Source organism: Streptomyces griseus subsp. griseus (assembly GCF_000720255.1).
Classification (GTDB): Bacteria; Actinomycetota; Actinomycetes; order Streptomycetales; family Streptomycetaceae; genus Streptomyces; species Streptomyces griseus_I.
The window spans coordinates 351,391-364,315 of sequence record NZ_JOJE01000005.1 but is presented as its reverse complement, the minus strand read 5'-3'; the positions used below and the strand labels follow the sequence as shown (position 1 = coordinate 364,315).

At 71.9% G+C, this 12,925-nt stretch carries 9 protein-coding genes and 1 pseudogene; 5 read left to right on the top strand and 5 right to left on the bottom strand.

The window, feature by feature from the left end:
• Window positions 1-4 precede the first annotated feature (4 nt).
• Both IG99_RS09870 and IG99_RS09865 read right to left on the bottom strand, forming a co-directional pair.
• Complete coding sequence (locus IG99_RS09870; protein ID WP_037671938.1) at window positions 5-202, bottom strand: DUF397 domain-containing protein; 198 nt, start codon at window positions 200-202, stop codon at window positions 5-7.
• Window positions 199-1,068 (bottom strand): helix-turn-helix domain-containing protein, encoded by an 870-nt coding sequence (locus IG99_RS09865; RefSeq protein WP_078947630.1) that lies wholly within the window; start codon window positions 1,066-1,068, stop codon window positions 199-201. Before IG99_RS09865 ends, IG99_RS09870 begins: the two co-directional genes overlap by 4 nt.
• 144 nt (window positions 1,069-1,212) lie before the next feature.
• Between IG99_RS09865 and IG99_RS09860 the strand changes: the two genes are divergently transcribed.
• Genes IG99_RS09860 through IG99_RS09840 form a run of 5 tightly spaced genes read left to right on the top strand, consistent with a single transcriptional unit; the run spans window position 1,213 to window position 10,210 of the window.
• On the top strand, window positions 1,213-1,701 hold the full coding sequence (locus tag IG99_RS09860) for an ATP-binding protein (RefSeq protein ID WP_078947607.1): 489 nt from the start codon (window positions 1,213-1,215) through the stop codon (window positions 1,699-1,701).
• Window positions 1,702-1,732: 31 nt separating this feature from the next.
• Window positions 1,733-3,337: a TIGR02677 family protein gene (locus IG99_RS09855; RefSeq protein ID WP_078947606.1), complete on the top strand. Its 1,605-nt coding sequence runs from the start codon at window positions 1,733-1,735 to the stop codon at window positions 3,335-3,337.
• Entirely contained in the window at window positions 3,334-4,614 is a 1,281-nt protein-coding gene (locus IG99_RS09850) for a TIGR02678 family protein (protein ID WP_051865094.1), read from the top strand. Before IG99_RS09855 ends, IG99_RS09850 begins: the two co-directional genes overlap by 4 nt.
• 8 nt (window positions 4,615-4,622) lie before the next feature.
• Window positions 4,623-8,861: a TIGR02680 family protein gene (locus IG99_RS09845; protein WP_078947629.1), complete on the top strand. Its 4,239-nt coding sequence runs from the start codon at window positions 4,623-4,625 to the stop codon at window positions 8,859-8,861.
• Window positions 8,852-10,210 carry a TIGR02679 family protein gene (locus IG99_RS09840; RefSeq protein WP_324606128.1) on the top strand — a complete coding sequence of 453 codons (1,359 nt, stop codon included), beginning with the start codon at window positions 8,852-8,854 and terminating at the stop codon, window positions 10,208-10,210. The genes IG99_RS09845 and IG99_RS09840 overlap by 10 nt, the downstream gene beginning before the upstream one ends.
• A 223-nt stretch (window positions 10,211-10,433) precedes the next feature.
• Here the strand turns inward: IG99_RS09840 and IG99_RS09835 are convergent, their stop codons facing one another.
• The 3 genes and pseudogenes from IG99_RS09835 to IG99_RS51940 all read right to left on the bottom strand — a co-directional run.
• Window positions 10,434-11,963: a helix-turn-helix domain-containing protein gene (locus IG99_RS09835; protein WP_037671931.1), complete on the bottom strand. Its 1,530-nt coding sequence runs from the start codon at window positions 11,961-11,963 to the stop codon at window positions 10,434-10,436.
• A gap of 64 nt (window positions 11,964-12,027) precedes the next feature.
• Window positions 12,028-12,225 carry a DUF4236 domain-containing protein gene (locus IG99_RS45160; protein ID WP_078947605.1) on the bottom strand — a complete coding sequence of 66 codons (198 nt, stop codon included), beginning with the start codon at window positions 12,223-12,225 and terminating at the stop codon, window positions 12,028-12,030.
• A gap of 521 nt (window positions 12,226-12,746) precedes the next feature.
• Window positions 12,747-12,827: pseudogene (locus tag IG99_RS51940) on the bottom strand (phosphotransferase-like protein); the annotation flags it as partial.
• Window positions 12,828-12,925 lie beyond the last annotated feature (98 nt).

The window sequence follows — 12,925 nt, the reverse complement described above, 5'->3', positions numbered from 1 at the left end:
ACCGTCAGGCCTCCTTGACGAACTCCGCCCACGCATCAGGCGACACATGGATGACGGGTCCGGTCACGGCCTTGGAGTCCCGGACGTGTACAACTCCCGTACCGGCCGCGACCTCGACGCACTGGCCGCCCTCGGCTCCGCTGTAGCTGCTCTTGAACCAAGCGAGGCCGGAGGCTACGGCTGAGGACTCAGAGCTGTTCATAGCGATCTCAGCAACCTTTCCACGAAGTCGAGCGACTCTCGCGATGGGAGAGCCTGCGATCGGATGATCCCATAGCGGGCGGCGGCGAGAGTCGTCTGCTCCGGCTCGGTTTGAAGGGCGCTGGTTCCTTGAACTTCGGTGTAGACGAACCTCATTCCGTCCTTGCGTGTGATCACCGTGAACGCGCCGTCTACGCCAGCGTTGTACTCGCGATCTGTTGGCATGACTTGCAGCTCGACGTTCTGCTTTTCGCCGATCAGGAGCAGATGTTCCAACTGACCCCGATGCACGGCCTTGCCTCCCCAAGGGTGCCGCAGTGCCGCTTCTTCGAGTACGAAGCTCAGTAGCGGCGCGGGCCAGCGGCTGAAGACGTCCTGCCGGGCTAGCCGGGCCGCCACGCGCTGCTCGACGGTCTCCTGGTCCAGGACCGGGCGCCGCATGTCGAGTACCGCCCTCGTGTACTCCTCGGTCTGCAGCAGACCGTTGAGAACGTGGCTGTCGTACGCAAGCAGCTCCAATGCCTCCTTCTCAAGGGTCGCCATCCCCTGGAAGAACACCGGATACTGAGCCCGCTCCACCTGCTCCTTCCACACCGTCAGCAACCCGCCCGCGTCCAGAACCTCGTCCGCCCGCTCGATGGTCCTGGGTGACGGGATCCGCCGTCCCTGCTCGTACGAGGCGACCGTGGACGCCGAGTATCCGATCCGCCTTCCGAACTCCTCGCGCTCCAGGCCCGCCCGCACCCGCAGCGTCTTCAACGTCTGCCCGAACGCGATGACCACGGCCTGGCCGGACGTGTCCGCCGTCGCCTGTCCCGCGTCGTCTGCCACCACGGTCTTGGCCCCCTCGCCCGTACCCTCGGTCATCGCTACCGCCTCCATGGCTCAACGCCGTCCCGGCGGCCTCGTCACGCCGCGCACCTCGTACTCGTATCGCCACGGCGCGTACAACCGGCCGCGTCGGTGCGTCACCGCTGGTCACGCTACGCGACCACGGACACCGTTGTCGGCATGACGAGCAAACTCCCCAGACCCATCAGCGCCTCACAATCCATGTGTCCCAGCGCTGACTTGAGCCACACCTTCGAGATGCGTTTCACCTCCACCCCACGGGGCGCCCGCCTCGCCCGCCGGCTGGCCGCGCACCGGCTGGACACCTGGGGCATCCCGTACGGCACCGGCCCGCACGATGGCATCGTGCTGGTCCTCGGCGAGCTGACGGCCAACGCCGTACGGCACGGCCATGTCGCAGGCCGGGACTTCCACCTGCTCCTGTCCGTCCTCGCGCTCGCCCGTGCGATCCGGATCGAGGTCACCGACACGCGTACCGAACGCACGCCGCCCGACCCGGAAGCGCTGTCCGCCCCGGGCTCCGAAGACACCGGCGGCCGAGGACTGCTGCTCGTCGCGGCGCTCGCCACCCGCTGGGGCTGGCACCCCCGGCCCGGAGGCCCGGGCAAGACCGTCTGGGCGGAGTGCGTGTTCGCAACTCCCACGTGAGCCCGTGACCGGGGTGGAAGAATGTGCGGAGATGACCTCCAGCGACTACTCTCCGTTCGCCCACCTCACCGCCCCCAACGCCCCCCTCTACCGCCAGGTCATGCGGGCCTTCCTCGGCGCCAAGGAGCGGTTCGCGGTGCATCTGCGGCCGGAGGACGTGTACGCAGTCCTGGACGTGGGGAGTCGGCCCGCCGACCTCGAAGCGGTGACGCAGGCGCTGGACAAGCTCGTGGAGTGGGGCAACCTTCGGGCCGATCCGGACCACGCGCGGGTGACGGCGGTCGAGGACTTCTACCGCAGGCGGTTCATCTACCAGCTCACCCGGGCCGGTGAGGCGGCCGAGGCGGCGCTGGGGACGTATGACGAAGTGCTGGGACGGCGCGGCGAACTCCAGGCGGTCGCGCTGCACGACATCGTCACGCAGCTGCGGGCGCTGCTGGTGATCGCCGCGGAGGACGAGCCCGACGCGGCCAAGACGTACGTCGCCCTGTCCGTGCTGACGGCGCGGTTCACCGACCTCGCCGACAACGCCCGCGCCTTCATGGGCTCGCTCCAGCGCACCATCGACCTGCACGACATCGAGGTCGAGGCGTTCCTCGCCTACAAGGACCGGCTGATCCAGTACCTGGAGCGCTTCATCCAGGACCTCATCACGCTCGGCGGGCGCATCGCCCTGCTGATCGGGGAACTGGAGGAGCAGGAGCGGGTCGGTCCGCTGCTGCGGCTCGCCGCCGCTCGTGAGGCCGCCGACGCCGCTCCCGAGGACGCCGGGCGGGCGGAGGCGGTGGCGTACGAGCGGTGGGCCGCCCGGTGGTCCGGGCTCGCCGAGTGGTTCGTGTCGGGGGAGGGGCGGGAGTCGCAGGCCAGACTGTTGCGCGGGCGGGCACTCGGCGCAATCCCGCAGCTCCTGGCCGTCGTACGGCAGCTCAACGAGCGGCGGGCCGGACGCTCGGACCGCTCAGCCGACTTCCGCACCCTGGCGCGGTGGTTCGCCCAGGCGCCGGACGACGAGGCGCGGCACCGGCTGTGGCGGGTGGCCTTCGGGCTGCACTCCTCCCGGCACCTCACCGTCGACGCCGACACCCTCGCCGAACGGACGGCCACCCCGGAGCCGGCCTCCACCCCGTGGAGCGAGGCGCGACCGCTGAGGATCAGCCCCCAGTTGCGCCGCACCGGCAGCTACGAACGGCGGGGCAAGCCGCGCCGGGTGGCCGACCGGGGCGAGGCCAAGCGTCGGCTCGCCGAGATCGCCGCCCGGCAGACGGAGGAGACCAGGCGGGCCCGGGACTGCCTCGTGACGGACGGACCGGTGCGGCTGTCCCGGCTCGGCGGACTCGACCCGCATGCCTTCCAGCTATTCCTGCGGCTGCTCGGCGACGCGCTCGCCACCTGGCGGCCGGGCACCATCACCACCGTCGCCACCAGCGGGGACGGTTCGATGGAGATCCGGCTGACCGCCCTCAACGACGGATCGACAGCCGAAGTGCGCACTCCCGATGGTGTGTTCAGCGGTCCCGACCACCTGATCGACATCGTCGACCTCACGGCGGGGCACGACGACCGCGCCGCGCCGGCACTGGTTCCCCTCCCCGCCCCGCGACGGGACACCGCTCCCCAGCTCACGGAGGACCGATGAGCGGCCCCCTCGCCGAGGTCCTCGACGGCCAGCGGCAGGCCGACCTCCAGAAGGCCGCACGCGCCCTGCTGAAGGAGCCGCTGCTCACCGCCGACGGACCGTACGCCGACGAGTTCAAGCTGGTGCGCCGGCACAGCGCCGAGCTGCGGGAGTGGTTCGAACGCAACGTCGGCTGGACGCTGCGCACGGACGCCGACGCCGCACGGCTGCGCAAGACGCCGGGCATCCTCACCGACGCCACGCACCCGGCGCGCGAGGCCGCCCGCAGCGCACTGCCCTTCACCCGCCGCCGCTACGTCCTGCTCTGCCTGGCCCTGGCCGCGCTGGAACGGGGTGAGTCGCAGGTGGCGCTCGGCCGCCTCGCCGAGCAGGTCGTCGTGGCCGCCGCGGATCCCGAACTCGTCGCCGCGGGGATCACGTTCACCCTGGAGCGGCGCGACGAGCGCCTCGACCTCGCGGCCGTCGTCCGCCTGCTGCTGCGGCTCGGGGTGCTGCGGCGGGTGGCCGGCGACGAGGACGCCTACGTCAGCGGATCGGGCGACGTCCTGTACGACGTGCGGCGGCGCGTGCTGGCCGGGATGCCCGCGTCGCTGCGGGGTCCCTCCATGGTCGAGGCCGAGGGCTTCGAGGAGCGCCTGGTGGAGATGACCGCGTGGACCGTGCTCGACAGCGACGAGCTCAGGTTCCGGGCCGTCCGCTGGAAACTGACCCGCATCCTCTTGGACGACCCGGTGCTGTACTACGACGACCTGACCGACGACGAACTGGCCTACCTCACCCGGCAGCGCGGCTTCATCACCGCCCGCATCAACGAGCTGACGGGACTCGTCCCGGAGGTCCGGGCCGAGGGCATCGCCATGGTCGACCCGATGGACGACCTCACGGACGTGCGCATGCCGGAACAGGGCACCCACGGTCACATCACGCTCCTGCTGGCGGGATACCTGGTCCGGGCGGCCGGGCCCGTGGAACCGGCGGAACTGGCGGCCCGCGTACGTGAACTTGCGGTGGAACACGGCGGGTTCTGGTCCAAGTCGGCGAGGGAACCGGGAGCGGAGCCCGAACTCGTCGAGCAGGCGCTGAGCAAGCTGGTGGCGCTGGGACTCGTCGAGCGCACCGCACGAGGCGTCGTACCGCGGCCGGCCCTTGCGCGGTACGCGGTCGGCGAACCCGTCGTCAGGGAACCCGGACGGGCCCGCCGGTCCGCCACGACCGAGCAACCCCTGCAACCCGGGCAGCCCACGCAACCCGTGCAGCCCGTGCAGGACGAAAGGTGAACCGCCCCGTGACCGCGCTCCCCGGACCCGAGTCGCCCGGCCCCACGCTGCCCGCTCCCGCGCCCGGCCGGTGGCGGCCCCTGCGCATCGGACTCGTCGATCTCTTCCACTACGACGTCGAGGAGTTCTGGTTCCGCGACGGCCGGTTGCTGCTGCGCGGCAACAACGGCACCGGCAAGTCGAAGGTGCTCGCCCTCACCCTGCCGTTCCTCCTGGACGGCGACCTCTCCGCCCGTCGCGTCGAACCAGACGGCGACCCCGGCAAGCGCATGGAGTGGAACCTCCTCCTGGGCGGCGCGCACCCGCATCCCGAGCGGCTCGGATACACCTGGATCGAGTTCGGACGACTCGACGCCAGCACGGGCGAGGCGCACTTCCGCACGCTGCTGTGCGGACTCAAGGCGGTCGCCGGCCGGGGCATCGCCCGCCACTGGTTCGCGGTCACCGGCCAGCGGGTCGGCGCCGGCCTCGACCTGCTGGACGCGACCGGGACGGCACTGTCCCGGGACCGGCTCGCCGAGGCCGTCGGCGGCCACGGCATGGTGTACGACACGGCGAAGGCCTACCGCAGGGCGGTCGACGAAGCCCTCTTCGGGCTCGGGGAGCGGCGCTACGGCGCTCTCGTCGACCTCCTGATCCAGCTGCGCCAGCCCCAGCTGTCCAAGCGCCCCAGCGAGGCCGCCCTGTCCCGGGCGCTCACGGAGGCTCTGCCTCCGATGGACCAGGCAGTCGTCGCCGACGCGGCGGAGGCCTTCCGGTCGCTGGACGAGGAGAAGGAGGAACTGCGGGCGGCCCGCGAGGCCGAACAGGCGTCGTCGGCGTTCCTCGACCACTACCGGCGCTACGCCCGCCTCGCCTCCAGGCGCCGCGCCCGCCTGCCGCGCCGCGAACACGCCCGGTACGAGAACCTGCAACGGGAACTCGCCAGGGCACAGGCGGACCGGGACCGCGCCCTGGTGGACCGCGAGGAGGCCAGGGAGAGGGGGGCCGCCCTGGACGAGCGGGCCGCGCGGCTGGCCGCACAGGAAGCCACGCTTCGGTCCCGTCCCGAGATGCGTGATGCCCGTGCGCTCGACCGGGCGGCGGAGGACGCCTCCCGCACGGCCGCGGAGCTGAAGCGGGCCGAGGCGGACCGGCGTACGGCGGCCGAGGCGCACACCCGGGCCCTGGGCCGGCTCGCCACCGCGGACAACCGGCTCACCGCCGCCCGGGAGGCGCTGGACAGCATTCGGGACCGGGTGGTCGAGAGCGCCGCGGCCGCCCGGCTCGACGTCCCCAGGACGGAGGGAGCCCCCGACACGGTTCTGCGCCGGGAGGCGGACGACGCGAACGCGAGCAGGCGGCGCGCCGTCGAGCACGTGGCGGAGCTCGTCACGCGGGCCGAGCAGGCCGCGGAACGGCACCGGGCCGCCCGGCTGCGCGCCGACGAGGCCGACGAGGAGGCCGTGCACGCCGAGGAGCGGCTGACCGAGGCGGAGGAGGACGTCGCCCGGGAGGGGCGGGCGCTGGTCACGGCCGTGCGGGAGCGTCTTTCCGTGTGCGTGGAGCTGCGGGTGCCCGGGCTGCCCGGGGTCCTGGACGCCGTACAGGACTGGGCGAGCTCTCTGGACGGCGCGATGCCGGCCCGTACGGCGGCGAGCGAGGCGCATCGCGCCGCCGCCTCCCGCCTGGCCGACCGGGCGGCCGGACTGGCCCAGCGTGAGGCGGCGACGGCGGAGCGGCAGCGGCTGGCGGTGGAGGAACTGACCGCCCTCGAAACGGGTCGGCAGCGCGGCCCTGCGGCTCCCCCCACGCGCACACCCGGCGTGCGGGACCGTGGCCCCGGCGCTCCGCTGTGGCGGCTGGTCGACTTCCGCCCGCACGTCACCGGGGCCGACCGCGCGGGACTGGAAGCCGCGCTGGAGGCGTCGGGGCTCCTTGACGCGTGGGTGCGGCCGGACGGCTCCGCGGTCGCGGCGGACGGCCATGACGTACTGCTCGATCCGGTCGGACTGCTGGGCGGGACCGGCCTCGACCGCGCGCTGTGCCCGGCGGTCGACCCCGCAGCCGTGGGGGCCGCAGCCGTGGGGGAGGAGACGGTCGCGCGTCTGCTCGCCTCGATCGGGCTGGCCGCGGTCGGCGATGACGGGCCGGGCGAGGCCTCCTGGGAGGCCGGTGGCCACGACACCTGGGTCTGCGCGGACGGGCGCTTCCGCGTCGGGGCGCTCACCGGGAGCTGGGCCAAGGACAGCGCCCAGTACGTGGGGGAAGGCGCGCGGGAACAGGCACGCCGCGTCCGCATCGGGGAGCTGTGCGCCGAGATCGACAACCTGACGGCGGAGTGGGAACGACTGGCCGAGGAGTCCCGGGCCGTGGCCGGGCGCCGTGCCACGCTCGACGCCGAACTCGCCGCACTGCCCGGGGACGACGACCTGCGGCACGCCCACGCACGCGTCACCGCCGCGGCCGAGGCGGTCCGTCGCGCCCGCGCCCGGCGGGACGAACGGGCCGCGGAACTGGCTCCGGCCGCGGAGCGCGCCGAGCGTGCGGCGGCCGAACTCGCCGACACCGCGGCGGCCCTGAACCTCCCCGCCGACCACACGGCACTGGGCGCCGTGCTCCAGGCGCTCGCCGACCACACCGCCCTCCTGGCGGCCCTGTGGCCCGCACTGCGCGAACGCGCGGAGGCCGAGCGCGCGGTGACCAGCGAACAAGAGGAGACCCAGCGGGCCGACCTCCTCGTGTCCGCACTCGCGGAGCGCGCTGCGGAGGCGGCTCGGGTGGCCGCGGCGGCGGACGAACACCTCACGACGCTCCGCTCCACCGTCGGAGCCGCCGTCGCCGAGTTGCAGAGGCAACTGGAGGAGACGGCCGAGGCGGCCCGGGTCTGCGAGCACGAGCAGGGGCAGGCCCGGGCGGCGCACGGTGACGCCGACCGGCGGGCCAGCCGCGCCGAGGGACGCATCGAGCGGCTCGCCGAGGACGTCACCGAGGCGACCGCCGCGCGGGAGGAAGCCGTCGCGGCGCTCCAGCGGTTCGCCGCGACGGGACTGCTCGCCGTCGCGCTGCCCGACATCGACGTACCGGACGACGGCGCGGGGAGGTGGGCGGCGACCCCCGCCGTCGCCCTCGCGCGGGCCGTGGAGTCACGGCTCTCCTCCATCGACGACACCGACGCGGCCTGGGAGCGTGTACAGAAACGGCTGAGTGAGGAGTTCGGCAGGCTCCAGGACGCGCTGTCGCGGCACGGCCACACCGCCACCGCCCGCCCGAGCGAGGACGGTATGCGGGTGGACATCGTCTACCAGGGCCGGGAACGGGCCGTGCCTGAACTCGCCGAGGCACTGACCGTGGAGGTCGCGGAACTGACCCGCATCCTGTCCGCACGCGAACGCGAGATCCTCCAGACCCATCTCATCACCGAGGTCGCCGGGACCCTCCAGGAACTGATCGGGGCCGCCGAACGGCAGGTGGCCGCCATGAACAGGGAGCTGGAGGAGCGCCCGACCTCCACGGGCATGAAGCTGCGGCTGGTGTGGAGGGCGTCCCGCCGGGCCCCGCAGGGACTGGCCCAGGCCCGCGAACGGCTGCGCCAGTCCGCCGACGCATGGTCGCCCGAGGACCGGGCCGCGGTCGGCGCGTTCCTCCAGGAGCAGATCGCCCACCGGCAGGCCGACGACAGCGCCGGCAGCTGGCTGGAGGACCTCACCGCCGCCCTCGACTACCGGTCCTGGCACGAGTTCGGCGTCGAACGCCACCAGCACGGCAAGTGGGTACCGGCCACCGGTCCCGCCTCGGGCGGGGAGCGGGTACTGGCCGCGTCCGTGCCCCTGTTCGCCGCCGCGTCTTCGCACTACGCGAGCGCGGACGGCGCGCACGCCCCGCGCCTGGTCACCTTGGACGAGGCGTTCGCCGGCGTCGACGACGATTCGCGTGCCAAGTGCCTCGGTCTGCTGCGCGCCTTCGACCTCGACGTCGTCATGACCAGCGAACGCGAATGGGCCTGCTACCCCCAGGTGCCGGGCATCGCCATCGCCCAGCTCTCCCGCGTCGACGACATCGACGCCGTACTGGTGACCCGGTGGGAATGGGACGGCAGCGAACGGCGGCGCGGCACGCAGCCCGGTGCCCGGGCGAACGCGTTCGCGGCGGCCGTCGGCGCCGGCGACTCCGGAGAGGGGGCCGACGGACCGGTGAGTCCTTCCGGTGAGCCAGGGCGGACCGCCGTCGTCGACAGCTCCGGCGGACAGGGGGCCCTGTGGAGGTGACCCCTTCGGCGACCCCGCCTGACCACGACGGCGGCTGCACGGCGGCCGGACGCACGACACCGCCTGCCGCCACCGTGGACGCGGTACCGGCCGTGCCGCCACCGGCAGAAGCCCGGACCGACGTCGATACCGAGCGCCTCGGACGCCTGCTCGGCGATCCCGGCCTTGTCTGGTTCGTGGACCGCGTGCGGCAGCGTATGGCACGCGGCCGGCCGCTCACCGGCTCCGTCACCTTGCCCGATCCCGATGAATTCCAACGACGCGCCGCCGAACGCCTGCTGGGACGGGCACCACGATCCAGCGGCTCCCTGAGCATTCGCCTCGCCACCGTGGACGAGATCCTGCGGCGCTCCGGCATCAGCCCCGACGGACTGGCGGCGGCCGTCGTCGCCCTCACCGGCCCAGTAGTACTCCACGCCGAGACACGGAACAGGGAGGAACGGGCCTGGGAGGAGGCGTACGCCCCGCTCGGCATCCTCGACGGGGAGCTGGCCCGCTGGGCCGAGCGGATCCGCGGTGACGGCCTCGTACGGCGCCTCGCTCGTACACCGGAGGCTGCGGGCCCTCTGGTGGAGAGTGCCGTGCGTGCGTTGCGTGCGCTGCCCGCGTCACCGCCGACCTCGCGGGCGACGTTCGCGGCACGGAACCTTTCGGGCGCCCATGCCCTGGACGAGGGGACGCCGCTCGCCACTCTCGTTCTCTCCGGAATCCGTTGCCTCACCGGCTTCCCCGACGGCTCCGGTGCGCGGTGGCGGCGGGAGGCGTGGGCCTCGGTGGGACTGCTCAAGGACGACCTGTCATCGACCGTGCTCACCCTCAACCTGCGCGGTACGCCGGCCCTCGACTGGATGGCCGACGCGGGGGAGCCGGCGGTGCTGACGCTCCGCTCCCTCACCGGTCGTGCACCGGTTGCCTCCGTTCCGATGGCCGGCAACGTCTACATCTGCGAAAACCCGGCCGTACTGTCCGGCGCCGCCAATACCCTCGGCCCGGTGTGCCCTCCCATGGTGTGCGTTCAGGGGCAACCGTCGGCCGCCGCGCTCACCTTGCTGCGCGACCTGTCGATGCGGGGAGCCCACCTTCTCTACCACGGCGATTTCGACTGGGGCGGTGTGCGCATCGCCGCAGCACTGGCACGAAGCGTTCCTTGGCGGCCATGGCGTTACACGGCCGTCGATTACCGAGCAGCGGTGACCGCCGTGGCCGAAGCCCCGGAATTGACGGGCCAGCCTGCCGCGACTCCCTGGGACCCGGCCCTGGCCATCGCTCTCACCGAGTGTGGTGTCCGGGTCGAGGAGGAAACGGTGTTGGACGACCTGCTCACAGACCTTGAACCGGGGTCCCGCTGATGCGCATGTGAAAGCGCAGCGGGCGCAGAATCGGACGGGTACCGAGTCAGAGCTCTGTCACCTCGGAAAGTTCCGGGGACGTACGATGGGGAATCGCGCGGTGACGGGAGGTCTTTGGTCCCGGCCGAAATCCCGTCAAGTCCCACAGGCGCCGCCACCTCCCGTCTCACCGCACGTTTATGCAGGTCAGTAGGGGTGTGGCGGCGCCTTTTCCGTAGAACTCTCAGATGTCCCGGAAGATCTCGATCTGCGCCCCGATCGTGTTGAGCCGCTCCGCGAGGTCCTCGTAGCCGCGGTTGATGACGTAGACGTTGCGCAGGACGGACGTGCCCTCGGCGGCCATCATCGCCAGCAGGACGACCACGGCGGGCCGCAGGGCGGGCGGGCACATCATCTCGGCGGCGCGCCAGCGGGTCGGGCCCTCGACCAGCACCCGGTGCGGGTCGAGGAGTTGCAGGCGCCCGCCGAGGCGGTTGAGGTCGGTCAGGTAGATCGCGCGGTTGTCGTAGACCCAGTCGTGAATGAGGGTCTTGCCCTGTGCGGTCGCCGCGATCGCCGCGAAGAACGGGACGTTGTCGATGTTGAGGCCGGGGAACGGCATGGGGTGGATCTTGTCGATGGGCGCCTCCAGCTTGGAGGGGCGCACCGTGAGGTCCACCAGCCGGGTGCGGCCGTTGTCGGCGAAGTACTCGGGTGTGCGGTCGTGGTCGAGCCCCATCTCCTCGAGGACCGCGAGCTCGATCTCCAGGAACTCGATCGGCACCCGGCGCACGGTCAGCTCCGACTCCGTCACGACGGCCGCGGCCACCAGGCTCATCGCCTCGACCGGGTCCTCGGAGGGGGAGTAGTCCACGTCGGCGTCGATCTCCGGCACGCCGTGCACGGTGAGGGTGGTGGTGCCGATGCCCTCGACCCGGACGCCGAGCGCCTCCAGGAAGAAGCACAGGTCCTGGACCATGTAGTTGGAGGAGGCGTTGCGGATGACGGTCACCCCGTCGTGCCGGGCGGCGGCGAGCAGCGCGTTCTCGGTCACCGTGTCGCCGCGCTCGGTCAGCACGATCGGGCGGTCCGGCTGCACGGCACGGTTCACGGTGGCGTGGTACTGGCCCTCGGTGGCGGCCACCTCCAGGCCGAACCGGCGCAGCGCGATCATGTGCGGCTCGATGGTCCGGGTGCCGAGGTCGCAGCCGCCGGCATAGGGCAGCTTGAAGCGGTCCATGCGGTGCAGCAGCGGGCCGAGGAACATGATGATGGACCGTGTGCGGACGGCGGCCTCCGCGTCGATGGCCGCCATGTTCAGCTCGGCCGGCGGCACGATCTCCAGGTCGACGCCGTCGTTGATCCAGCGGGCGCGCACGCCGATCGAGCCCAGGACCTCCAGCAGGCGGTAGACCTCCTCGATGCGGGCGACCCTGCGCAGCACTGTGCGCCCCCTGTTGAGCAGGGTGGCGCACAGCAGGGCCACGCAGGCGTTCTTGCTCGTCTTGACGTCGATGGCGCCGGAGAGGCGGCGGCCGCCGACGACCCGCAGATGCATCGGTCCCGCGTAGCCCAGCGAGACGATCTCGCTGTCCAGGGCCTCACCGATACGCGCGATCATCTCAAGGCTGATGTTCTGATTCCCGCGCTCGATGCGGTTGACGGCACTCTGGCTGGTTCCGAGCGCCTCCGCGAGTTGGGTCTGAGTCCAGCCACGGTGCTGTCGGGCGTCACGGATGAGCTTGCCGATGCGTACGAGGTAGTCGTCTGCCATGAGGCTGAGGTTATCTCAGATATGAGATGGCGCCTCTTGGGGGGTCCATTCGGGTGACGGGGTGTCAATGGCCCCTGGTGGTGCGCGTGCGACGCCATCCGAAAGGTCCGGGCAGATCCATCGATGTCGTACGACGTCCCGTGCTGCTGTGGGTGTGGCGCGGCCCGTTCCTCCCGCCGGTGGTGATGGACCAGGAGCGCTTGTTGATGTTCAGGCGCACCCCGGGGAGGATGCGGAAGCTCTTGCGGAACGTGAGGGGCATCGTGCCTCCTTTCGAAGAGCCCTTTTCGAAGAACTCGGTGTGCGTTCCCTCCCGTGTCGGCTACCCCCACTTGGCGAACTGATGGGCGAACAGGACGACTTCCTCGAAGGTGACCACCGTCCTCGCCCCGCTCGCATACGGCGGCACGACGGGCCCGACGCGGTATCGGTGCCGCGCTCCGAGGTCTCCATCACCCCGACGTCGAAGGGGGCGCTGCTCCACTGGCCGATCAGTGCCGGGTCGACGTCCATGAAGAGAGATCATCCGTCACCGGGAACCGGGCACCGGGCACCGGGAACCGGGCGCCGGGCACCGGGCACCGAGTCCGACTTCGCCTCGCGCGCCGGGTCCGGAGACTGCTCGTCGGCCCTTACCTGGGGTGGGACTGCCCTGACAAGAGAGCCGCCAAAGTCCGTCAAAGGATCTTCAGTCACTCCTGCTGGGACGCCGCTCCGCCGAGGAAGACGTCGTCGATGACGATCCGCTCACCGGGCCGTCTGCGGCGAATTCGATCCCCGCATCAGGACAGCCTGGAGGCAGCGGACGATCCCGGACTTGCCAGCGCTGGAGCCACCGTTCGACACGATCACCTGAGACGTCACCGCGCCCCGGTAGAACCACCGCCCGCTACGAACGAAGCGATCTTCGGCAAGCCCTGATCTCCTCGACCGGGCGGGGCCTGTGACCCAGGCAGCCGCCC